Origin of the sequence: Pseudomonas iranensis (assembly GCF_014268585.2) — a bacterium.
Lineage (GTDB): Bacteria > Pseudomonadota > Gammaproteobacteria > Pseudomonadales > Pseudomonadaceae > Aquipseudomonas > Aquipseudomonas iranensis.
In genome coordinates this window covers 2399770-2420579 of sequence record NZ_CP077092.1, presented here as the reverse complement: position 1 = coordinate 2420579, position 20810 = coordinate 2399770, and the positions used below count along the sequence as shown (strand labels likewise).

At 56.8% G+C, this 20810-nt stretch carries 27 protein-coding genes and 1 tRNA gene; 10 read left to right on the top strand and 18 right to left on the bottom strand.

Annotated elements, in window-relative coordinates:
* Nucleotides 1-19: 19 nt before the first annotated feature.
* Together infC and thrS are read right to left on the bottom strand one after the other, a co-directional pair.
* Nucleotides 20-571: a translation initiation factor IF-3 gene (gene infC / locus HU724_RS10820; RefSeq protein WP_169432615.1), complete on the bottom strand. Its 552-nt coding sequence runs from the start codon at nt 569-571 to the stop codon at nt 20-22.
* Nucleotides 571-2493, bottom strand: coding sequence for a threonine--tRNA ligase (thrS, locus tag HU724_RS10815; RefSeq protein WP_024012407.1), 1923 nt, complete (start codon nt 2491-2493; stop codon nt 571-573). The genes infC and thrS overlap by 1 nt, the downstream gene beginning before the upstream one ends.
* A gap of 370 nt (nt 2494-2863) precedes the next feature.
* Here thrS and HU724_RS10810 point away from each other — a divergent pair, with 370 nt between their 5' ends.
* Together HU724_RS10810 and HU724_RS10805 are read left to right on the top strand one after the other, a co-directional pair.
* Nucleotides 2864-3166: a hypothetical protein gene (locus tag HU724_RS10810; protein ID WP_130899498.1), complete on the top strand. Its 303-nt coding sequence runs from the start codon at nt 2864-2866 to the stop codon at nt 3164-3166.
* 290 nt (nt 3167-3456) lie between these two features.
* On the top strand, nt 3457-3669 hold the full coding sequence (locus HU724_RS10805) for a cold-shock protein (protein ID WP_003179963.1): 213 nt from the start codon (nt 3457-3459) through the stop codon (nt 3667-3669).
* A gap of 65 nt (nt 3670-3734) precedes the next feature.
* On the opposite strand, the gene HU724_RS10800 is transcribed toward HU724_RS10805, so the two are convergent.
* Together HU724_RS10800 and HU724_RS10795 are read right to left on the bottom strand one after the other, a co-directional pair.
* The gene (locus HU724_RS10800) at nt 3735-4052 is read right to left on the bottom strand and encodes an I78 family peptidase inhibitor (protein WP_095179508.1); all 318 of its coding nucleotides are present in this window, start codon (nt 4050-4052) and stop codon (nt 3735-3737) included.
* 166 nt (nt 4053-4218) lie between these two features.
* Nucleotides 4219-4521: a hypothetical protein gene (locus HU724_RS10795; RefSeq protein ID WP_186565482.1), complete on the bottom strand. Its 303-nt coding sequence runs from the start codon at nt 4519-4521 to the stop codon at nt 4219-4221.
* Between the two features lie 130 nt (nt 4522-4651).
* On the opposite strand from HU724_RS10795, the gene HU724_RS10790 reads away from it, so the two are divergent.
* Nucleotides 4652-4852, top strand: a complete 201-nt coding sequence (locus HU724_RS10790; protein WP_016774045.1) for a hypothetical protein — start codon at nt 4652-4654, stop codon at nt 4850-4852.
* 34 nt (nt 4853-4886) lie between these two features.
* Here HU724_RS10790 and HU724_RS10785 read toward each other — a convergent pair whose 3' ends face one another.
* From HU724_RS10785 to HU724_RS10750, 8 genes are all read right to left on the bottom strand, one after another.
* Nucleotides 4887-5915 carry a nucleoside hydrolase gene (locus HU724_RS10785; RefSeq protein WP_133338749.1) on the bottom strand — a complete coding sequence of 343 codons (1029 nt, stop codon included), beginning with the start codon at nt 5913-5915 and terminating at the stop codon, nt 4887-4889.
* Between the two features lie 31 nt (nt 5916-5946).
* The gene (gene rbsD, locus HU724_RS10780) at nt 5947-6351 is read right to left on the bottom strand and encodes a D-ribose pyranase (RefSeq protein ID WP_130899501.1); all 405 of its coding nucleotides are present in this window, start codon (nt 6349-6351) and stop codon (nt 5947-5949) included.
* On the bottom strand, nt 6348-7265 hold the full coding sequence (rbsK, locus tag HU724_RS10775; RefSeq protein WP_186565484.1) for a ribokinase: 918 nt from the start codon (nt 7263-7265) through the stop codon (nt 6348-6350). Before rbsK ends, rbsD begins: the two co-directional genes overlap by 4 nt.
* A gap of 24 nt (nt 7266-7289) precedes the next feature.
* Complete coding sequence (locus tag HU724_RS10770; protein WP_186565486.1) at nt 7290-8309, bottom strand: LacI family DNA-binding transcriptional regulator; 1020 nt, start codon at nt 8307-8309, stop codon at nt 7290-7292.
* Nucleotides 8310-8312: 3 nt separating this feature from the next.
* Entirely contained in the window at nt 8313-9290 is a 978-nt protein-coding gene (locus HU724_RS10765; protein ID WP_016774040.1) for an ABC transporter permease, read from the bottom strand.
* Entirely contained in the window at nt 9287-10840 is a 1554-nt protein-coding gene (locus tag HU724_RS10760) for a sugar ABC transporter ATP-binding protein (protein WP_186565488.1), read from the bottom strand. Before HU724_RS10760 ends, HU724_RS10765 begins: the two co-directional genes overlap by 4 nt.
* 55 nt (nt 10841-10895) lie before the next feature.
* A complete protein-coding gene (locus tag HU724_RS10755) occupies nt 10896-11852 on the bottom strand; it encodes a sugar ABC transporter substrate-binding protein (RefSeq protein WP_024012403.1) in 957 nt (318 codons plus the stop codon).
* Between the two features lie 198 nt (nt 11853-12050).
* On the bottom strand, nt 12051-12497 hold the full coding sequence (locus HU724_RS10750) for a hypothetical protein (protein ID WP_186565490.1): 447 nt from the start codon (nt 12495-12497) through the stop codon (nt 12051-12053).
* Between the two features lie 336 nt (nt 12498-12833).
* Here HU724_RS10750 and HU724_RS10745 point away from each other — a divergent pair, with 336 nt between their 5' ends.
* From HU724_RS10745 to HU724_RS10735, 3 genes are all read left to right on the top strand, one after another.
* Nucleotides 12834-13922, top strand: a complete 1089-nt coding sequence (locus HU724_RS10745; RefSeq protein WP_186565492.1) for an asparaginase — start codon at nt 12834-12836, stop codon at nt 13920-13922.
* A gap of 197 nt (nt 13923-14119) precedes the next feature.
* Nucleotides 14120-14389 (top strand): DUF1654 domain-containing protein, encoded by a 270-nt coding sequence (locus HU724_RS10740; RefSeq protein ID WP_016774035.1) that lies wholly within the window; start codon nt 14120-14122, stop codon nt 14387-14389.
* Between the two features lie 4 nt (nt 14390-14393).
* A complete protein-coding gene (locus tag HU724_RS10735) occupies nt 14394-15083 on the top strand; it encodes an endonuclease (RefSeq protein ID WP_024012402.1) in 690 nt (229 codons plus the stop codon).
* A gap of 82 nt (nt 15084-15165) precedes the next feature.
* On the opposite strand, the gene HU724_RS10730 is transcribed toward HU724_RS10735, so the two are convergent.
* Entirely contained in the window at nt 15166-15531 is a 366-nt protein-coding gene (locus tag HU724_RS10730; protein ID WP_186565494.1) for an SPOR domain-containing protein, read from the bottom strand.
* A gap of 250 nt (nt 15532-15781) precedes the next feature.
* On the opposite strand from HU724_RS10730, the gene csrA reads away from it, so the two are divergent.
* Nucleotides 15782-15976 carry a carbon storage regulator CsrA gene (gene csrA, locus HU724_RS10725; protein ID WP_003179932.1) on the top strand — a complete coding sequence of 65 codons (195 nt, stop codon included), beginning with the start codon at nt 15782-15784 and terminating at the stop codon, nt 15974-15976.
* A gap of 219 nt (nt 15977-16195) precedes the next feature.
* Here the strand turns inward: csrA and HU724_RS10720 are convergent, their stop codons facing one another.
* Together HU724_RS10720 and HU724_RS10715 are read right to left on the bottom strand one after the other, a co-directional pair.
* Nucleotides 16196-16651 (bottom strand): DUF2214 family protein, encoded by a 456-nt coding sequence (locus HU724_RS10720; protein ID WP_110598877.1) that lies wholly within the window; start codon nt 16649-16651, stop codon nt 16196-16198.
* Nucleotides 16652-17116: 465 nt separating this feature from the next.
* Nucleotides 17117-17186 (bottom strand) — tRNA-OTHER (locus tag HU724_RS10715).
* A 171-nt stretch (nt 17187-17357) separates the two neighbouring features.
* On the opposite strand from HU724_RS10715, the gene HU724_RS10710 reads away from it, so the two are divergent.
* The 3 genes from HU724_RS10710 (at nt 17358) to HU724_RS10700 (ending at nt 18746) form a co-directional block, all read left to right on the top strand.
* Complete coding sequence (locus tag HU724_RS10710; protein WP_186565496.1) at nt 17358-17567, top strand: hypothetical protein; 210 nt, start codon at nt 17358-17360, stop codon at nt 17565-17567.
* 78 nt (nt 17568-17645) lie between these two features.
* Entirely contained in the window at nt 17646-18011 is a 366-nt protein-coding gene (locus HU724_RS10705; RefSeq protein WP_186565499.1) for a hypothetical protein, read from the top strand.
* A 54-nt stretch (nt 18012-18065) separates the two neighbouring features.
* The gene (locus HU724_RS10700) at nt 18066-18746 is read left to right on the top strand and encodes an SOS response-associated peptidase family protein (RefSeq protein WP_186565501.1); all 681 of its coding nucleotides are present in this window, start codon (nt 18066-18068) and stop codon (nt 18744-18746) included.
* Between the two features lies 1 nt (nt 18747).
* Here HU724_RS10700 and HU724_RS10695 read toward each other — a convergent pair whose 3' ends face one another.
* The 3 genes from HU724_RS10695 to HU724_RS10685 form a co-directional block, all read right to left on the bottom strand.
* Complete coding sequence (locus HU724_RS10695) at nt 18748-18978, bottom strand: hypothetical protein (RefSeq protein ID WP_186565502.1); 231 nt, start codon at nt 18976-18978, stop codon at nt 18748-18750.
* 200 nt (nt 18979-19178) lie between these two features.
* Nucleotides 19179-19712, bottom strand: a complete 534-nt coding sequence (locus HU724_RS10690; protein ID WP_186565504.1) for a glycoside hydrolase family 19 protein — start codon at nt 19710-19712, stop codon at nt 19179-19181.
* Between the two features lie 61 nt (nt 19713-19773).
* Nucleotides 19774-20802 carry an acyltransferase gene (locus HU724_RS10685; protein ID WP_186565506.1) on the bottom strand — a complete coding sequence of 343 codons (1029 nt, stop codon included), beginning with the start codon at nt 20800-20802 and terminating at the stop codon, nt 19774-19776.
* Nucleotides 20803-20810 lie beyond the last annotated feature (8 nt).

Below are 20810 nucleotides of genomic sequence, written 5' to 3'. Positions count from 1 at the left end.
GCCTGCCGTGCCCTGTTGATTACTTCTTCTTTTTCGGGGCGATGACCATGATCAGCTGGCGTCCTTCCATCTTAGGATGCTGTTCGACCGAACCGTACTCGAGCAGGTCTTGTTCAACCCGCTTGAGGAGTTCCATCCCCAGCTCCTGGTGGGCCATCTCACGGCCGCGGAATCGCAAGGATACCTTGGCCCTGTCCCCGTCACTCAGGAAACGTACCAGGTTGCGCAGTTTTACCTGGTAATCCCCTTCCTCCGTCCCTGGACGAAACTTGATTTCTTTAACCTGAATCTGCTTCTGGTTTTTCTTCGCCGCGGCAATCTGCTTCTTCTTCTCGAAGATCGATTTGCCGTAGTCCATCACCCGGCAAACAGGCGGGACTGCATCTGCGGAGATTTCCACCAGATCAAGCTTTGCTTCTTCAGCGATACGAAGCGCTTCATCAATCGAGACGATGCCAATCTGCTCGCCATCAGCGCCAATTAACCGAACCTCGCGTGCCGAGATATTCTCGTTGATCGGGGCTTTCGGTGCAGCTCGTTTATCTTGTCTCATTTCACGCTTAATAATAATTACTCCGAATCTGGGCGACCACGCCGGGAAACCGCTTGCGCGAGAAACTCAGCGAACTGGGCGACGGGCATCGAGCCCAGGTCAGCACCTTCACGAGTACGCACAGCGACAGTCTGCATCTCGACTTCCTTATCTCCGATAACCAAAAGATAGGGAACCTTGAGCAAAGTATGCTCGCGGATTTTAAAGCCGATCTTTTCATTTCTCAAGTCGGACTTGGCACGAAATCCGCTTTCGTTGAGAGTTTTTTCAACCTCTGCAACAAAATCTGCCTGTTTATCAGTGATATTCATGATCACCGCCTGGGTCGGCGCGAGCCACGCAGGGAAGGCACCTTCGTAGTGCTCGATCAGAATCCCGACGAAACGCTCGAACGAACCGAGGATCGCGCGGTGCAACATCACTGGGTGTTTGCGGCTGTTGTCTTCGGAGACGTATTCAGCGCCCAAACGGACAGGCAGGTTAAAATCGAGCTGCAAGGTACCACACTGCCAGACGCGACCGAGACAATCTTTCAGCGAGAACTCGATCTTCGGCCCGTAGAAAGCACCCTCGCCTGGCTGCAGATCGTACGGCAGGCCAGCAGAATCAAGGGCTGCAGCCAATGCTGCTTCAGCGCGATCCCACAGCTCATCGGAGCCGACGCGTTTTTCCGGACGAGTGGACAGTTTCATCTCGACTTCGGTAAAGCCGAAATCGCGATAGACGTCCATGGTCAGCTTGATGAACGCAGCGGACTCGGCCTGCATCTGCTCTTCGGTGCAGAAAATGTGCGCGTCGTCCTGAGTGAACGCTCGCACGCGCATGATGCCGTGCAACGCACCCGACGGCTCGTTACGGTGGCAGGCACCGAACTCGGCCAGACGCATCGGCAACTCGCGGTAGCTTTTCAGGCCCTGGTTGAACACCTGCACGTGGCACGGACAGTTCATCGGCTTGATGGCGTAGTCGCGGTTCTCCGACTGAGTGGTGAACATGTTGTCGGCGTAGTTGGCCCAGTGCCCGGATTTTTCCCACAGGCTGCGGTCGACGACTTGAGGAGTCTTGATCTCAAGGTAGCCGTTGTCGCGCTGGATCTTGCGCATGTACTGCTCGAGCACCTGGTACAGAGTCCAGCCATTCGGGTGCCAGAACACCATGCCCGGCGACTCTTCCTGAGTGTGGAACAGGCCCAGGCGCTTGCCGATCTTGCGGTGATCGCGCTTCTCGGCTTCTTCGATGCGCTGGATGTATGCCGCCAGTTGCTTCTTGTCGGCCCAGGCAGTGCCGTAAACGCGCTGCAATTGCTCGTTCTTGGCGTCGCCACGCCAGTAGGCGCCCGACAGCTTGGTCAGCTTGAAGGATTTCAGGAAGCGCGTGTTCGGCACGTGCGGACCGCGGCACATGTCGACGTATTCTTCGTGATAGTACAGACCCATGGCCTGCTCGTTCGGCATGTCTTCGACCAGGCGCAGCTTGTAGTCTTCGCCACGGGCCTTGAACACTTCGATCACTTCGGCGCGCGGAGTGACTTTCTTGATGACGTCGTAATCCTTCTCGATCAGCTGCTGCATGCGCTGTTCGATGGCCGCCATGTCTTCCGGCGTGAAAGGACGTTCGTAGGCGATGTCGTAATAGAAGCCTTCGTCGATGACCGGGCCGATGACCATCTTCGCGGTCGGGTACAGCTGTTTGACCGCGTGGCCAACCAGGTGCGCGCAAGAGTGGCGAATGATCTCCAGCCCCTCTTCATCCTTTGGCGTAATGATTTGCAGGGTCGCGTCGCTGCTGATGATGTCGCTGGCGTCGACCAGTTGGCCATTGACCTTGCCGGCGAGCGTGGCCTTGGCCAGACCTGCACCAATGGATGCGGCGACCTCGGCTACGGAAACCGGGTGATCGAATGAACGTTGACTGCCGTCGGGAAGAGTAATAGTTGGCATGGCGCCTCCTCTCCTAGTGGTGACCCCTACCAAAGGTCACGTGGGTTGGGATGAGCCAGTACAAGATCCGATCCAGGCCATTCAATGACGAACGCCTGCCTTACAGCGGCAGGAGCCTTGCGGCCAACCGGAAAACCGAACCAGAGTGACTGGGATTCAAATCGAAAAAATTCGCACGCCGACCGCCTCGGGACTGAAGGTCATCCGAAGCCTGAGAACGCTTGAGCCCGGCATGCTAGCACAGATGAGCGGTCGCTCACGCCCTGATTTGGCAGAAGGCGAAATGTCCGATTTTATGCCAGAGTGCTGAACTTGATCGGCCCTTGCGCCCTCAGATAACAAGACATTGACCCACAAGGAGCATCCTCGCATGCGTCTGAAAAGCTTATTCGCCATCGTCGCCCCCGTCGTTCTGCTGCTGCCACTGAGCGCCCATGCCGACTGGCCGAAAGGCGAGCGCGAGAAGTACATGGCCCAGTGCACTCAGGCTGCGACCCAGCAGATCGGTGCTGCAGCGGCGAAATCCCACTGCGCTTGCGGAGCTGACGCCATCAAGTCCTATCCGGCCAGCGACATTCAGGCGCTGATGGACAACAAGGCGACTCCTGAATTGCAACAGAAAGCCCTTGGCCAGATCGCCAAATGCAAGGCAAATACCGCCCCGAAAAAATAATAAAATCGGGTATTAACATCGGCTGAAAGGCGGAAAAAAGTGCTGGAAATGAGCCTTTTCAGACGATTTATGCAGGTTTTACAGGTTTTTTTATCGTCTTTACGTTTCGCTGAAAGCCTTTCAAACCGGGGCTTTCAGCAGAAACGGGTGGTAAAGAAAACGCGACTGATTGGCAAACAGCACGTCCGGGGGGCTCCCAAAGCGAACATTTCGACTATGATACCCGGGTGTGCCCAGTTGGCCTGAGCAGCACAGTACTACTGAAAATATATGTTTCTTGGAGATACACCATGTCTAATCGCCAAACCGGCACCGTTAAATGGTTCAACGATGAAAAAGGCTTCGGCTTCATCACTCCTCAAGGTGGCGGTGACGACCTGTTCGTACACTTCAAAGCTATCGAATCCGACGGTTTCAAAAGCCTGAAAGAAGGCCAGACCGTCTCTTTCGTGGCTGAGAAAGGCCAAAAGGGTATGCAAGCTGCACAGGTTCGCCCAGAGTAATTTCTCGGCGCACTAAAAAAACCCCGTCCAAGTGACGGGGTTTTTTATGCCTGAGACAAAAGGACTCAGCCGCAGTTGACGCGGGTGACTATCAGGTTGTTGTCGGTGTTCAGGTTCAGGCGATCGGAGCGGTATTCCAGGGTGATCATGTCGTTCGGCTTGAGGAAGCGCGCATTTTGCGCCCCAGCCTTGGCACGTGCCTGATCCAGCAATTCAGGGGATGCCTTCTTGCCGATGGCGAATTGCGCTGCCGATGCTTCGCAGCGGCTGTTCCCCGATTCAGCAGCCACGGGTTCCTTTGCCGACTCGCTGGAGGTTGTGCTGCAACCAGCCAACAGCGCAGCGGCCATCAGTGCACCCAGTGTCGCGAACTTCAAAGGCATGAAGCCTCCTTGTTTTCAAATGTTTAAGCAGAGATCGTGCGACCGCCAATGCGGCGTTTGGTTTCAAGGCTCAAGCCATGCCCTGCCCCACGAGCGGAAAAATGCCGAGTGTGCCTGAGCTGCGCGCGGCGACTCAGCAAACAATCGTGACTGAATATTAACGACCTCAATAAACGTCGATGTAGTCATACGGCGGATTCGGCCAGTTGTCCCTGAGCGCGTTGTAAATCTGCATCACCCAGACTTCATCGCTGGCTGCGACGTTACCCACATAGCCGGAGCCCTTTGCCCAGGTTTCCAAGCGAAACAGCAGACCGTCGATATCCTGTCCACCGGTCACGGTGGACAGATAGGCGATGCCGTCTTTGGTCACGCGCAATTGGTTGTGTACGTCGTCACAGGCCGAGGCGAGCAATTGGCGCACGGCATCGAGTGTGAGGCCGTCAGGGCTATTCAGATCGATCTGCACAACAGGGTCCTTGGTAAGCCGGAAAAGACCAAGTGTCGCATAGCGCTCCGCTCATGCCTAAGTCGCAGTGCCAAACGCCGCGCAAAATGGTTAACTCGAAAAACAGACATCCTGACCTTTCGAGCCTCCCATGACCAGTGTAAGCATCGACGCCGCCATCAACGCCAAATGGGCCGAAGGACACAGCTCTTACAGCCCCGGCACGACGGAAGAACTGGCGCTGATCGGCATCGATCTACTGGTCAAGGAGTTGGGGATAGAAGCGGCGCAGCATTTTATCAACCAGGTATTCGAACGCTATCCGATCGGCCAGGCCGAACAGCCGCAGTGAAAACCCGCAGGCAAACTGCCTGCGGGTCGACGACTTATTTCAGGCGTTTCAGGCGCTCGGTCAGCAGATCAAAGAATCCCTGGGCGTCGCCATTTTCGACCCAGAATGCATTCTTCGGCGCTTTCAGGCCGTCATACCAGTCAACGATGGTCTGGCCGAATGTCGGTCCTTCACGGCTATCCACCACGACGTTGACCGCCCGACCGGTAAACAACTCAGGCTTGAGCAGATACGCCACAACGGTGGCGTCATGCACCGGGCCGCCGGGAATGCCGTAGTGCTCCATATCGCCCTTGATGTATTCGTTGAGAATGTCGCCGACGATCTTGCTCGCATTGTTGTTCAGCGCGGCGATCTGCTTCAGGCGTGCATCGCTGGTCAGGATCTTGTGGGTCACGTCCAGCGGCAGATAGGTGAGTTTCACCCCGCTCTTGAGCACCACCTCGGCAGCCTGCGGATCAGCGAACAGGTTGAATTCAGCCACAGGGGTGATGTTGCCACCGTTGAAATGCGCCCCGCCCATGATCACCACTTCCTTGATGCCCTGAACGATCTCCGGCTCCTGGATCAACGCCAGAGCCAGGTTGGTCTGCGGGCCGAGCATGGCGATGGTGATGCTGTGCGGTTTGGCCGATTTAAGAGTGTCGATCAGATAATTGACCGCATTTCCTTTCGCCAGGCCTTTCTTCGGCTCGTGAACCGTCACGCCCGACAAGCCTTCCTTGCCATGAATGTTCTCGGCGTAAATCGGCGTGCGCATCAGCGGCTTCGGTGCGCCAGCGTAAACCGGCACATCTTCGCGCCCTGCCCATTCGCGAGCGAGCCGCGCGTTACGCGAAGTCTTGTCCAGGCGCACGTTGCCGGCCACGGTAGTCAGAGCGCGAATATTCAATTCATCCGGCGACGCCAGAGCGAACAGTAAGGCGACCACATCGTCAGCGCCCGGATCGGTGTCGATGATCAGGTCGATCTTTTCCGCCGCCTGGGCGCCGGTCGCAGTTATCACGGACAAGAGCAGCAGACTCCGGATCAGTTGGTGAATTTTTTCAGCATAGCGTTGCATGGCGCATTCCTTGTGCAGGTGAAATCGGAAATCAGAATGTAACCCCGGCGACCAGAACGATGTTGCAGTACGGCTGACATTCTCCTGTACGAATGATCGCCCTGGCTTGTCGGCTCAGTACCTTGAACTGCTCGTGAGTGAGCAGATCCCTACGGCCCAGCGCGCCCTCTTCGTTCAACGCGTCCAGATCGGCCAGCGCCGAGGGCTGCTTATCGAAGATCTCTTTGGCCAACACATGGCTTTCCACCTGCATCTCGCTGAGTACGACTTTCAGCGTGCTGACGAAATCAGGGATGCCATGGGTCAGTGCCAGATCGATCAACTCGACACCCGGTGGCACGGGCAAACCGGCGTCGCCGATCACGACCATGTCACCGTGGCCAAGCGAAGCGATCAGTCGCGACAGCGCGACGTTGAGCAAAGGAGTCTTTTTCATACGGGTTTGAACGCCTGTACTTCGGACATGGTTGGAATCGACGGTTGCGCACCGGCGCGGGTGACAGACAGCGCAGCGGCGATCTGACCGTAGCGGATCGCCTCATCCTCGGATTTGCCATTGGCCAGCGCTGCGGCGAAACCGCCGACAAAGGTGTCACCCGCAGCCGTGGTATCCAGCGCCTTCACGGTCGGCGCGAGGAAATGTTCGAAGCCTTCGCCATTGGCGAACAACGAACCCTGCGCGCCCAAGGTGACGATGACTTTACCGGCGCCCATGGCAATCAATTGGGTGGCAGCCGCTTCTGCCGACTGCAACGAGTCGACAGCGAGCCCGCTCAACGCGGCGGCTTCGCTCTCGTTGGGAATCAGGTAGTCGATGGCGGCAAACCAGTCCGCCGGCAGTGGGCGGCTCGCCGGCGCCGGATTGAGGATGACGGTTTTGCCCAGTTCACGCGCACGCTTGAGCGCATGCCCGACCGTCGCATCGGGAATCTCGAGCTGACAGATCACCACATCGGCGGCCTGTAAAACCGCGTCAAAGCGGTCGATCACTGCCGGCGTCATCGCGCCGTTGGCACCGGCGACAATCACGATGGCGTTCTGGCTGTTGTCATCCACCACAATCAGCGCTACGCCGCTGGAATCCTCCACAACACTGACGGCCGTGCAGTCGACTTGCTCAGCGAGCAAGGCATCGCGCAATCGCACACCATAGTCGTCATTGCCAACGCAGCCAACCATCGCCACCTGCGCACCCAACCGCGCAGCGGCAACCGCCTGATTGGCGCCCTTGCCGCCCGACACGGTGGCAAAGGAATGACCGATCAGCGTTTCACCGTCGCGCGGCAGCCGTGGCGCCCGGGTGACCAGGTCCATGTTCAGGCTGCCTATTACCACTACATTTGCTGGCATACATCACTACTCATCAATTCGGTTTCAGCGATATTCGGTGAACACGCCGGACAGCGGCGCGGTCGATTCACGCAGGACAATGCTCGGGGTCACGATGCGTTGATCGGTGTCCGAGTCCGGCGCAGCAATTCTGCGCAACAGCACTTCGGCGGCCATCTCGCCCAGTTGCAGGATCGACTGGCCGACCGTGGTCAGCGCCGGATAGACATAACGACTCATCTGAATGTCATCGAAGCCGATCACTGACAGCTCGGCGGGCACCCGGACGTTACGTTCGGCCGCCGCACGCAGCACACCGATACCAATCATGTCGTTGCCGGCAAAAATCGCACTGGGCGGATTGCTTTCAAGCAGCCGGGCAGCGGCGTTGTAACCGCCGGTGCTGGTGAAGTCGCTTTCCAGCATGCGCTCTTCGCGCACCTCGATTCCCGCCTCTTGCAGCGCTCGGCAATAACCGGCCTGACGCATTTGCGCCACGCTGGTACTGGCCGGACCGCCGATCGTGGCGATGTCGCGATGCCCCAACTCGAGCAGATGACGGGTTGCCAGATAAGCGCCGTATTCGTGGTCGATGCGCACCAGATCGGCATTTACACCTTCCAGACCCCGGTCGACGATGACCATCGGCGTCTTCACGCCCGCCAGCCCTTGCGCCAGACCACTATCACCGCCGGCGGAGGCGACGATCAAACCGTCGATGCGCTTTTCCAGCAAGACACGCAAATAGCTGCGCTGCTTGTCCGGGTTGTCGTCGGAGTTACAGAGGATCACGCAATAGCCGTTGCGCTCGCAGTAATCCTCGATTCCGCGCGCCAATTCCGCGAAGTACGGGTTGAGGCTGTTAGGCACCAGCAGGCCGATGGTCGCCGTGGTTTTGGCTTTCAGCGAGCGCGCCACGGCACTGGGCACGTAGTCGAGGCTTTTGATTGCTGCTTCGACTTTCAGGCGCACTTCCTTGCTGACCGGGCGGGTGTTGTTCACCACGTGCGACACAGTCGTGTAGGAAATGCCCGCGAGCGCCGCTACATCCTTGATCGTTGCCATGGTTCAGCCCCGGCGACTGGCGCGTTGACTGCGATAGGTGTCGAGCACCACGGCAATGACGATCACCGCACCGGTGATGATGCGCTTGGTTGGCTCAGTCGCACCAATCTGCGCGAGACCGGCCGCGAGCACGGAAATGATCAACACACCAAAGAAAGTGCTGATCACCGAACCGCGCCCGCCCATCAGGCTGGTGCCGCCGATGACCACCGCTGCGATCACTTGCAGTTCCAGGCCCGAACCTGCGTTCGGGTCAGCTGCTTCCAGACGGGAAATCTGAAACAGCGCAGCGATACCTGCCAGCAGCCCCATCAGGCTGAACACCAGAATCTTGTAGGGCTTGGGATTGATCCCGGCCAGCCGCACGGCCTCTTCGTTGGTGCCGATGCCGATCAGATAACGACCAAAAACCGTGCGGGTCAGAACCGCCTGCGCAATGAAGATCACCAGCAAAGCGATGATGAACGACGGGGAAATGCCGAACGCGATCGGATTCGACAGCCAGGCGAACGCATCGCCGATGTACGCGGTGCGCGACCCGGTCATCTGATACGCCACACCACGGGCCATTTCCAGCACGCCGAGGGAGACGATGAACGACGGAATCCGCCAGGCCACGGTGATTGAGCCAGTGATGGTCCCGGCCAGAGCCGCCACCGCCATGCCGAGCAGCGCCGCTGGCAAAACGCTCCAGCCCCAGCCGAGAATCGCAACGCTGACCGTCGATGCGGCCAGCGCGAGGACCGAGCCGACGGACAAATCGATGCCGCCGATGATCAGCACAAAGGTCATGCCCACCGCCAGCACCATCAGGTCGGGAATCTGGTTGGCCAGGGTGCTGAAGGTGTTGTACGAGAGGAAATGGCTGCTCAGGACCGAGAACAGCGCAATCATCGCCAGCAAGGCACCGGCCAGGCCCAGATAAGTACCCAGGCCAAAGAAATTGCCACTACGTTTACTGGCAGAAGATGCAGTTTTCATGGGAGATCCCTAGGCGCTGCTTCATTGAGCAACGCATCACGTTTCTGGTAGCCGGCGAAAGCGGCGGCAAGCAAATCATCCTGGGTCCAGCTGTCGCGCTCGAAGGTGTCGATCAGGCGTCCCGCCGAGAGCACGCCGATCCGGTCGCAGATCAGCATCAACTCACGCAAGTCACTGGACACCACGACCAATGCCTTGCCCTGGCGGGTCAACTCGCCGAGCAAACCGTAAATATCGAACTTGGCGCCGACATCAATCCCGCGAGTCGGCTCGTCGAACAGCAGTACCGAACAGTCGCGTTCCAGCCAGCGACCGATCACGACCTTCTGCTGATTGCCGCCGGACAGTTCCGAGACCAGCTGCGTCGGGCTCGAACTGCGGATGCGCATGGCTTCGATCTGACGCTGCGCCAGGGAGATTTCGTCGCCGTTGTTGACGAAACCACCACTGGAGATTTCCGGCATGTTACCCAGGGCGATGTTGGCGCTGATCGACTGACTGAGCAGCAGCCCTTCGCCCTTGCGATCCTCGGTGATCAACGCGATGCCGTTGCGCACGGCATCCACTGGCGAGCGAACACTCACGACTTTGGCCGGCGAGCCGAGGGCGATGGTACCGCTATCAGCGGTATCGGCACCGAAGATCAGCCGCAGCAATTCCGTGCGCCCTGCCCCGATCAATCCGGAAATACCGAAGATCTCCCCGGCACGCACTTCGAAGGAGACGTCGCGGACTTTGTCCGAACGCGTCAGGCCGTTGACCGTCAGCGCCGGAGCGCCGATCTTGCGCGGCCCCATGTCGATGTGTTCACCCAGTTCGCGACCGACCATCAAGGTGACCAGTTGCTCGCTGTTGTAGTTGGCCATCGGCTCGACGCAGACCAGATTGCCGTCACGCAGCACAGCAATACGCTGCGCCACCCGCGCCAGTTCTTCGAGACGATGAGAGATATAGATGATGGAAACGCCGCGAGCCTGCAATCGGGTGATCTGCTCGAAGAGCATTTCGACTTCGCGCGCCGTGAGCATCGCGGTCGGCTCATCGAGGATCAGCACGTGGCAATCGCCAATCAGGTTGCGCGCGATTTCGACCATCTGCTGATGGCCGATACCGAGTTCGCCGACCAGCGTGTCCGGATCGATCGCATCGAGGCCGACTTGCGCCATGGCTTCGATCGCGGCCTTGCGCAACTGCTTGCGGCTGATCCAGCCAGCGCTGCTCGGCAGATTATCCAGAAACAGGTTTTCCGCCACCGACAGCGTCGGCAACAGATTGAGTTCTTGCATGACCATGCGCACGCCAAGCTCTTCAGCCTGGGTACGGCTGCCCGGACGATAGTCCTTGCCGTGGAATTGCATCTGGCCGGTAGTGGGCGTGACCAAACCACCAATGATCTTCGACAGGGTACTTTTGCCGGCACCATTTTCGCCGGTCAGCGCCAGTACTTCACCGCGCATCAGCGTCAGATCGATGCCGGTGAGCACCGGTTGCGCATAGGTCTTGCCGATACCGCTGACCGAGAGGACAGCGTTCGGGGCGGAAACTGACATAGAAATCTCCATGCGCTCGCCCGGACGGACGAGCGCCGTTGTGTCGCCAGATGACTTACTGGGTGACCAGCTCGACCGGTGTTTCGATCACGCCGTTGGCACCGCTGTCGACTTTCTCGCCCTTGATGATCTTCAGTGCGGTTTCGATGCCGAACACGGCCTGCTTGGCTGCAAACTGGTCAGCCGTCGCCAGCACACGACCGTCCTTGAGCATTGGCTTGATCGCATTGATGTTGTCGTAACCGACGACTTTTACCTGCCCTGCCTTGCCAGCGGCACGGACTGCGGAAACGGCGCCGACCGCCATGCTGTCGTTACCGGCCAGCAGCGCTTTGACATCCGGGTATTCACTGAGGATCGAAGCGGCAACCTTGTTGCCCTTGTCGATCTCCCAATCACCGGATTGCAGCGAGACCACTTTGATCTGCGCGGCTTCCATCGCGTCCTTGAAACCGGCCGTGCGCGCCTGTGCGTTGGTGGTGGTGGACACGCCTTCGATGATGCCGACCTCGTCGCCCGCCTTCAGTTGCTTGGCCAGGTATTCGCCAACCAGACGCGCACCCTTGCGGTTGTCCGGACCTACGAAAGGCACGTTGATGTTTTTGCTTTTGACAACGGCGGGATCGAGCTGGTTGTCGATGTTGATGACCGTGATACCGGCGTCTACGGCCTTCTTGATAACCGGCACCATGGCCTTGGAGTCAGAAGGCGCGATCACCAGTGCATTCACCTTGGCCAGGATCATCTGTTCGACGATGCGAGTCTGGCCGGCGGTATCGGTTTCGTCTTTGATACCGTTGGAGATCAGATCGAAATCGGCGGAGTGTTCTTTCTGGTAGGCCTTGGCGCCGTCTTCCATGGTCAGGAAGAATTCATTGGCCAAGGATTTCATGACCAGCGCGACTTTGGGTTTTTCTGCGGATTCGGCGAAAGCCGAGGAGACAGGTAGTGCGGCGGCTGTGGCAGCCAGCATAGCGACAGCAAGAAGACGTGCGGCGAATGGCAGCTTCATGGGTTCACTCCGATCTTATGATTATTGTGAGCAACGTTTGCGCTGACGTAAGCTACGTCACGGCTCCGGGAGGAAATGCCCTTCCAAGCCGCGCAAACGTTTGCGTACACCGAACTATGAGAATCCCGCCGGCATTTGTCAACAATCAGAAATCGTCTTTTGTTGTAGGCCGAATCGCCGAATTGGCAATTTGGCGCTTCAGGCAGTCGTATTGACCAAGCCGCCGCTGGTAGCGCTTTTCGACATCTCCTTGACCAACGCACCCGCCACTTCCGCCAGTGCGGCGCTGGTTTGCGCGATCTGGCCCTGAATCGACATCACTGCCTGGGACTTCGCTTCGGGAGTCGGATAGCTTGCAGCCTGAGCCGCAGCCAGTTGCTGTTGCTGCTCCTGAAGTTGCTTTTGCAACTCCTTCATCCGCTTGAGCAGTGTCTTGACGGTAATGCTGAGATTGCTGTCGGCCTCGGTTTCACTGTTTTCCTGCACAGGACCACCACCGGTTCTGACCTGATTCTTCTCAGTCTTCTCGGCACCCAGCGCCTGCGTCGATGCCTCGTCGGCTTCGTTCAGGGTGTTGATCGTCGCTGCAGTTTTACCGCCGATGGTGACAGCAGCGGGATTGGCAAAACCGACCGTCAGTGACATGTGAACTCCTAAGATTTGGTTTCCTTGAGGACGCATCGGCCTGAGAGCACTTTTCTTTAGCAGGGATTTTTCACAGGCTGGCATTTCACAACACCGCCTATCGGTGAGCCGAACAAGAATCCGTCCGTCGTTCGGAATCCCGGATGGACGAGACCGCAGCAATGCTCTGACTCTCGACAAATGTTGATTTAAATCATCAAGTTAAACATTTTCCGCAGGCGCATTACGCATGGTATGAATCCTGCTCCCCTCCTTGCACCCCAAGCATCCAGATCGGCTTGTGGCGCATCTAGATGAACCTGCATCAGCACCGTCTCACGACTAGAGAGAAAAATAATGAAATCTGCTTTCAATACCTTGATTCCGGGCGCATTGGCCCTCCTCCTGCTCCTGCCAACCGCCGCTCAGGCAAAAGAAGTCGAAACCCAGACCAAACTGGCCAACGTCGTTGTACTCGCCACCGGCGGCACCATCGCCGGCGCTGGCGCGAGCGCTGCCAACAGTGCGACCTATCAAGCGGCAAAAGTCGGCATCGAACAACTGATCGCCGGTATTCCCGAGTTGAGCAAACTGGCCAACGTGCGTGGCGAGCAAGTCATGCAGATCGCATCGGAAAGCATCACCAACGACAACCTCCTGCAACTTGGCCGCCGGGTTGCCGAACTGGCTGACAGCAAGGACGTCGACGGTATTGTCATTACCCACGGCACCGACACTCTGGAAGAAACCGCGTACTTCCTGAACCTGGTCGAGAAGACCGACAAGCCAATCATCGTCGTCGGCTCGATGCGCCCGGGCACTGCCATGTCGGCAGACGGCATGCTCAACCTGTACAACGCCGTCGCCGTGGCGAGCAGCAAAGACGCGCGCGGCAAAGGCGTACTCGTCACCATGAATGACGAGATTCAGTCCGGCCGCGACGTCAGCAAAATGATCAACATCAAGACCGAAGCATTCAAAAGCGCCTGGGGTCCACTGGGCATGGTGGTCGAAGGCAAATCCTACTGGTTCCGCCTGCCGGCCAAGCGTCACACCATGGATTCGGAATTCGACATTAAAAACATCAAGAGCCTGCCTGACGTAGAAATTGCCTACTCCTACGGCAACGTCAGCGATACCGCCTACAAGGCACTGGCGCAAGCCGGCGCCAAAGCCATCATCCACGCCGGCACTGGCAACGGTTCGGTATCCTCTCGCGTGGTTCCATCCCTGCAAGCGCTGCGCAAGGATGGCGTGCAGATCATTCGCTCGTCCCACGTCAACGCCGGCGGCTTTGTCCTGCGTAACGCCGAACAGCCTGACGACAAATACGACTGGGTTGTCGCTCACGATCTGAACCCGCAAAAAGCCCGCATCCTGGCGATGGTCGCGCTGACCAAGACCAACGACAGCAAAGAGCTGCAACGGATGTTCTGGGAATACTGATTGTCCTTCGCCTGATCACGTCTCGATCGGGCAATTGCGCACCACCTGCCAGCGTGGCAGGTGGTGCCCGGCTTACACCCTTCAAGCATTTTTCCCACAAAAAACTTGCCGAGTCCTACACCAAAACCGGAAACACGCTGTCAGAGGATTTTCTTGAATTTTAAGCAGTTGCGAAATCGCTTACAGTTAAATACTGTATGCACGTACAGCTTAATAAGGATAACCTCGTGGCCACCTCTCCTGCTGCTCCTGACGCTTACGAACGCATGGGTATGCGCGTTCAGAAAATCATCAATTCCCCCACCGCACAAAAAGCCAAAGCCGCACTGATTTTCCGTCTGCCGGATGAGCCGATGGACGACTGGGAGCGCTTGCTCGAGGAAATCGACGAGAACGACAACGTTACCCTCGCTTATCGCGATGACGGTGGCGTGCAGATTTTTTGGGTTGTGCCGAAGGAAGATTGATTCAATGAGTGTCCGCTGTGTTGCTTTGCTGTTGTTGTTTTTCGCCATGGGTGCCCAGGCTGGCGCCCCACGTACATTTTCCGAAGCCAAGAAAGCCGCGTGGAAACTTTATGCGCCGCAATCCACCGAGTTTTACTGCGGCTGCAAGTACACCGGCAACAAGGTCGACCTGAAGGCTTGCGGCTATGTGCCGCGCAAGAACGCCAAGCGTGCATCGAGAATCGAATGGGAGCACATCGTGCCGGCCTGGCAGATCGGACATCAGCGACAGTGCTGGCAGCAAGGCGGACGCAAGAATTGCACGCGTTACGATCCGGTGTATCAAAAAGCCGAAGCTGATCTGCACAACCTGGTACCAAGCATCGGTGAGGTCAACGGTGACCGCAGCAACTTCAGCTACGGCTGGTTGCCGGTGCAGTCCGGTCAGTATGGCTCTTGCCTGACACAGGTCGACTTCAAGGCCAAGAAGGTCATGCCCCGCCCTTCGATTCGCGGCATGATCGCCCGCACTTATTTTTATATGAGCAAACAATACGGACTTCGCCTATCGAAGCAGGATCGGCAGTTGTACGAAGCGTGGGACAAGACCTATCCAGTGCAGGACTGGGAACGTCAGCGCAACCAGAGCGTGGCGTGCGTGATGGGGCGCGGCAACGAGTTTGTCGGCTCGGTAAATCTGAAAGCCTGCGGCTGATTGCAGCGGAAATAAAAAGGCCTCGAGCGTTATGCTCGAGGCCTTTTTAATGTCTGTTCCGCGTGTTTTGAAGGCGCTTCGCTTATGGCGTTAGCGGATGCTCGATCACCACGGATTCGATATTTTGTTTCTTGGCTTTGACCAGCGCTGCATCGACCTGCACCTTTCGCGCCTCGGCATCAGCCTGGGAATTGAACGGACCGATCAGAATTCGTGTTTTACCGCTGCCGTCCTTGACGACCGTCGGAACGAAAGCATGCTCGATCAACCAGCCGCTCAGGTCACTGACGGCCTGAGGAGTCTCGCCACGCACTTCCAGATCCCACTGTGGCGCGGCGGCCCCCGGCGCTGCCGCGACCTTCGTCTCAGGCTTCGGCGCATCTACATTCTTGCCTTCACCGCAGCCTGCCAATGCCAGTGCCGCTACCAGCCAAACCAATTTGCGCACAACGCTTTCCTCGGAATTCGTAAAGCCGCGATCTTATCATTCAAAAATACTTCGCGAGCCCCGCAAAATGGGCACAAAACAACGAGAATGATGATTGCAGCCTCTGTATAGTTACGCCCTGGGAATTAATGCCGCTTCTGCGCGTCAGAAAGAGGCACCCAAACCGTGAGACTTCGCACTAATCTATAGATACCACCGACCTCTGCACTGTCTGAATCAGGTGCCCTACAAAGCAATCAAGGAGAAGACCATGCTGATACTCACCCGCAAAGTCGGTGAAAGCATAAACATTGGTGATGACATCACGATCACCATCCTCGGAGTCAGCGGCCAACAAGTCCGCATCGGTATCAACGCTCCGAAAAACGTGGCAGTGCACCGTGAAGAAATTTATCAACGCATCCAGGCCGGCCTGACCGCTCCGGACAAGCCGCAAACGCCCTGAGCCACTTTGCATTACGTAGCCAGTCCTATTGCCGTCGCGCAAGACTGGCTAAAGATTCACGCGCCGTTTAGCCATCCGCATTTCACCCCGCTGGGCACGGCGCCTGAAGCATGCTGACTCCTTTCACTTGCCCCCCCCTCCTTTCTTGCGCCGATATTACCTTTCACTCCTGGAGCTGGCTGTCGGACGTTTCCGATAGAGCACGGCGAATTTCGCCTTCTAAGCGAATATCACGCCACGCGCCATGCCTGTCGCCGCGACCATCATCAGGATCAGCAGCAGCGCTTCAACATGACTGATTCGCGCGTACAACTTCGCACGTCCGCTATCAAGCGCCACACCGCGCGAGGATGCGATGCGCCATTTGATCAGCGTGATCATCGGTGCAAGCTCCATCAGTAGTATCAGCAAGAACAGCGTCATCTTCAGATGAAACAGCGGCTGATGCAGGTAATAGCCAGAGCCTTTCTCGTAACCACCAAACGCACGCATTGCTCCGGTGATAAGCAGCGTCAAAGCTGAAAGCCCCCAAAGGTTATCCGCGAGCAGAACGCGCTTGACCTCTCCCGTGCCCGCCGAGAGTTTTCGGAAAGCTGTGCCGCGCGTCAGCGCCGCCCAGAAAGCCAAGGCAAACGCGAATAGATGAATAGCGGCAAGGACCCACTGACTCAGCATCGACGCACTCCTTTATAAAGAGTTGAAAATCGGCCAGTCAGTAGTAGACGAAAAAACCGCGCCTCGCTTGGAGGTGAGGGAGGGACAAGCGCCCAAACGCCAAATCGCAGGCAAAAAAAATCCCAAGCAGCTGATGGAAGCTTGGGATTTAAAAATGCATAAACCGTGGTGGTGAACGCGGAACGGATGTTACTTAAATTCCCAACATGCAACAAGGCTTTTTCGATAACCGGTTGGAGAAAAAGAGCTGTAAGCCTTTGGATATTCAGGTGTTTTCAACAACGAAATGGAAGAAGAATGCACCAAAATGGCGCTTGATCATTTTGCGCAAACAGTAATGAATGGAGCGCTTATCAGAGCGAAGCGGAAATGACCGGTAACAGGCGTTGCGCAAATCGCAGACAACAAAAAAGGGCTCACCTTTCGGTGAGCCCTTCCAGACCGCCCAGCAGAGCGGATTTTGTTTGGTAGGCGCGATTGGACTCGAACCAACGACCCCCACCATGTCAAGGTGACCACGAAACACGCGCAACCTATTGATGCGCAAAGGAAACCCACCGAAATTGGCAGGGTGAAAAACTGACCTTACTCGCTATAAGAATCAACAACTTAGCGCTGTATTTTCCTACAGTGCTCTGCCCTTCCCCGGCGTTCTGCCAATCAAATCTCCCTCTGCTATTCTGGGTTCTTCCATGGAGGACACCCAATGCCGAACTCAGATCTACTCCCTTCCCTGCTCGCCAAGATCAACGAAAACCAACTTGCCCTTGAAGCCGCCATCATGGAACTCACCCTCTGGGTCGAGCAGCGCGGATCAGCCGATGTCGCCGAAAATGTCCGAAGCTCTCTGGCCGCGCTTGATCGGAATGAAGAATTCATCAAAATGACCTTGGCTGTTTTGATGACGCCCGACTGACAGCTCGTCGCCTCACCCTCGCCCGCTGGCACAGCCTCGATTACTGTATATGCAAACAGTATTCAGTAAGGCGTGCCCGTGGACCCCCTCTATATAGAAGATACCGACGATTGGCTCGGCAACCCGACCCCGCTCGAAACCTGCCGACACCAGCTCAGGATGTACGAGAACGAATTCGAAGCGCTCACTCTCAAGCTCGATCGAGCGCTGGCGAATATCGAAGGCCTGGTCAGAGACAATGACGCGCTCACGGAGGAGAGAAACTCTCTCAGGGCAAAGCTTCAGTACGCCGAAGGAGATTTACTGAGCGAGAAGCGCAGATTCGCCAACGTCGAGCACAACAGAAGCCATCTGTTCAATGAAAACCAGCGCCTGCTCCGAGAAGCTCGAGATCGCGAGGAGCTGGCAGGTCATTGCGAATGTTGCGCCGAAAAAGGTTTGTGACGAAGCCAGCGCTGGCGGGTCTACGCTGAATCAGATCCAGCTGAGGGCATGGCAATGTGCGGACGACTCTCCCAATACAGTGGCATCCACGACTTCGTGGCGGCGCTCAGCATGCCGAACGCGCTCATCAACTCGACCGGCAAGCAGCCATTCGAGCGGTACAACGCCGCGCCGACCACTCAGCTCGCCCTCTTCCACCAGGAGGGCGAGTTTCTGCATGCAGACATGGTTCGCTGGGGATGGCGCCCGCACTGGGCAAAAGACCGCGCCGCGCCAATCAACGCCCGCGTAGAGAAAGTCGCCCACGGCCCGTTCTTCCGCGCGATCTGGCCGCACCGGGCAATCATCGCGATCAACAACTGGTTCGAGTGGGTCGATGAAGGTGGACCGAAGAAGCAGCCCTACCTGATCAGGCATCGGGACCAATCCCCGGTTCTCTGCGCCGCGATCGGCCAATACCCGAACGAAGAGCACGGCCCCGGCGAACATGACGGTTTCGTGATCATCACCGCCGACAGCGCTGGCGGAATGGTGGACGTTCATGACCGGCGACCGGTCGTTCTTCCGCCAGAGCTCGCGCGTGAATGGTTGGACCCAGCCACGCCCAAAGAGCGCGCCGAACAGATGGTGCTGCATGAGGGCGAGCCATCCGAGGCTTTCGAATGGTTCAAGGTTGACCGCGCCGTGGGTAACGTACGCAATCAGGGGCCGGAACTGATCAAGCCGGCCGAATGATTCATCGTTGCGACAAGGTTTTCAGGTGCTCCACCAGAGCAGCTTCGAAAATGATGTAGAGCCTTTCAGCATCGCCGGAGCGCAATGCGCCGGCGGTTTCCAGCCCAAGCACGAAACCTTCAGCCCGTGCTCCCGCCTTCACTGCAGTGATCATCGAATCTGTCCGGACGATCTGTGCCAGCAGGCGATCGGCCTCTCGCTGCATTTTGTCGCCCATCACTACGCCTTGCACAACTATTTACCCTTTATATTCAGCGCGACATCCAATACATCACTGCCAGGACGACCGTAACCCAAACGAGGGTCATCAAGAACGAAAGCCCTGCAAGTCGCTTGTCCACGTACATAACGCCATCATCAAAAAGGAATGATGGTTCAAGACCAAAGGCCCCGCAAGTGTGGCTCAGAGCCATCAATTTCAGCACGGCGCGCTCAAGCCAGCACCTTGCGCGCCTTCTCCCACAGCGCCAGCCTATCGGGCAGACCGTTCAGCCCGCCATTGATGCGCCGGGTGATGGTGTTGAATTGATCCCGATCGGCCAAATCATTCAGCCCCTTCTGTTTCCAGAACCACGCTGCCGACATCGCGGCATGCTGCGGCAGTTCGAGCAGCTCGGGATGGCTGATCAGGTCGAGCCCCAGCGCCTCGCCGCACTTGGCGTAGTTCGCCCGGCCTGTGATTTGAATCAGGCCGCGACCGCAATACTTCCGGCCATCGCCCGGCACGGTATTGCCCAGGTCCTCACGACCTTCGTACCCGCGCTGGGCAGCGGTCGGCCCCCAGATTTCACGGACATAGCCCAGCTGGCCAGATTCATGGCCAATCTGCGCAATGAACGCCGCTGCGCGCTTGGCCCCGACGATCTGGTAATGCTGCATAGCGGTATTCAAGGCGGAAACAAAAACGCCCGCTTGGGTGCGGGCGTTCGGGAGGATCTGCAGCAACTGCTGCTGGGTGATGGGCATGGTTTTCTCCAGGCAAAAAAATACCCGCTCGATGGCGGGTACTCAACCGTTAATTAAGTCGTTAAAAGACTCTTCTAAAAACTGGGATTTTTCGGAACCCCCACACGATAACAAGCGAAATTGCCATTGTAAGGAAAACCAATCCCGGGATCGTTATCCAGCCGGAAACATCCGCCTTGTTGAGATCGAAATATCGTATTAGTACGTCCATCACGAGCGGATGAAATGCATATATCCCAAGTGAACAAGCAGAGATCGCAGAAACAATTGGCTTAATGAGATCAGGAACCGACCGAACCATCAAAGCAATATTAAAAACAGCGCAAGCCGCGAGAACTATGAGTGGTGACTGGTAAACATAGAAGGTTTGCAAAGGGTGACCGGCTCGTACGGAAACGAGATATGTCAGATAGCACGTGCCTGCGGACCCAACAAAAGCTAGGAACAGGTTTAGAGCCAGCCAACCCATACCCCCTTTGTTTTTGTTTCGGTCGAAGAGATAAGCCCCGAGAAACACAAAACCGAAATACCCAGTAAAGCTGAATAGTGAGTAGAGCTTTATGGGGTCTGCTCCGGGGGCTAAAAACTGCCCGAACGTACCCCAAACACAGTTACACAGGAACCAAGCACCGAGAAACATCAACCGCTCATTATTAGTTGAATTTCTAAATATCTTCCCCAAGAAAGGCAGTAATACGTAAATGCCGAGAAGAGAGTAAAAATACCAAAGATGCCCATTCGAAGGCGCAGTCAGCAGCAACTTAATGCTGCCGAAAACCCCTGGATATTCTTTCCAATATACCGCAGCATAAATGACTGACCAGAAAATCAATGGTTGAAGAATCCTACCAACCCGACTCTTATAAAATGGAAATACCCCCTCATCTCTCGACACGAGCAATGCTCCTGTAATCATGAAGAATATGGGTACAGAAGCCCTCGCCAGAGAATCAAAGAAATTGGCCGAAAACCATTTTTCACCGAACACAAAAAAATCATTTGCGGATATATGTACAACTACAACCAGTATGCAAGCGACCACTCGAGCTATATCTAAGCCTACGGAAAATTGTCTGCTTCTTGTGTCCATGCTCAATC

Coding starts and splice junctions, on each gene's coding strand:
- thrS (WP_024012407.1), bottom strand. CDS start 2,493: ATGCCAACTATTACTCTTCCCGACGGCAGTCAACGTTCATTCGATCAC.
- HU724_RS10810 (WP_130899498.1), top strand. CDS start 2,864: ATGCGTCTGAAAAGCTTATTCGCCATCGTCGCCCCCGTCGTTCTGCTG.
- HU724_RS10805 (WP_003179963.1), top strand. CDS start 3,457: ATGTCTAATCGCCAAACCGGCACCGTTAAATGGTTCAACGATGAAAAA.
- HU724_RS10800 (WP_095179508.1), bottom strand. CDS start 4,052: ATGCCTTTGAAGTTCGCGACACTGGGTGCACTGATGGCCGCTGCGCTG.
- HU724_RS10790 (WP_016774045.1), top strand. CDS start 4,652: ATGACCAGTGTAAGCATCGACGCCGCCATCAACGCCAAATGGGCCGAA.
- HU724_RS10785 (WP_133338749.1), bottom strand. CDS start 5,915: ATGCAACGCTATGCTGAAAAAATTCACCAACTGATCCGGAGTCTGCTG.
- rbsD (WP_130899501.1), bottom strand. CDS start 6,351: ATGAAAAAGACTCCTTTGCTCAACGTCGCGCTGTCGCGACTGATCGCT.
- rbsK (WP_186565484.1), bottom strand. CDS start 7,265: ATGCCAGCAAATGTAGTGGTAATAGGCAGCCTGAACATGGACCTGGTC.
- HU724_RS10770 (WP_186565486.1), bottom strand. CDS start 8,309: ATGGCAACGATCAAGGATGTAGCGGCGCTCGCGGGCATTTCCTACACG.
- HU724_RS10765 (WP_016774040.1), bottom strand. CDS start 9,290: ATGAAAACTGCATCTTCTGCCAGTAAACGTAGTGGCAATTTCTTTGGC.
- HU724_RS10760 (WP_186565488.1), bottom strand. CDS start 10,840: ATGTCAGTTTCCGCCCCGAACGCTGTCCTCTCGGTCAGCGGTATCGGC.
- HU724_RS10755 (WP_024012403.1), bottom strand. CDS start 11,852: ATGAAGCTGCCATTCGCCGCACGTCTTCTTGCTGTCGCTATGCTGGCT.
- HU724_RS10750 (WP_186565490.1), bottom strand. CDS start 12,497: ATGTCACTGACGGTCGGTTTTGCCAATCCCGCTGCTGTCACCATCGGC.
- HU724_RS10745 (WP_186565492.1), top strand. CDS start 12,834: ATGAAATCTGCTTTCAATACCTTGATTCCGGGCGCATTGGCCCTCCTC.
- HU724_RS10740 (WP_016774035.1), top strand. CDS start 14,120: ATGCACGTACAGCTTAATAAGGATAACCTCGTGGCCACCTCTCCTGCT.
- HU724_RS10735 (WP_024012402.1), top strand. CDS start 14,394: ATGAGTGTCCGCTGTGTTGCTTTGCTGTTGTTGTTTTTCGCCATGGGT.
- csrA (WP_003179932.1), top strand. CDS start 15,782: ATGCTGATACTCACCCGCAAAGTCGGTGAAAGCATAAACATTGGTGAT.
- HU724_RS10720 (WP_110598877.1), bottom strand. CDS start 16,651: ATGCTGAGTCAGTGGGTCCTTGCCGCTATTCATCTATTCGCGTTTGCC.
- HU724_RS10710 (WP_186565496.1), top strand. CDS start 17,358: ATGCCGAACTCAGATCTACTCCCTTCCCTGCTCGCCAAGATCAACGAA.
- HU724_RS10700 (WP_186565501.1), top strand. CDS start 18,066: ATGTGCGGACGACTCTCCCAATACAGTGGCATCCACGACTTCGTGGCG.
- HU724_RS10690 (WP_186565504.1), bottom strand. CDS start 19,712: ATGCCCATCACCCAGCAGCAGTTGCTGCAGATCCTCCCGAACGCCCGC.
- HU724_RS10685 (WP_186565506.1), bottom strand. CDS start 20,802: ATGGACACAAGAAGCAGACAATTTTCCGTAGGCTTAGATATAGCTCGA.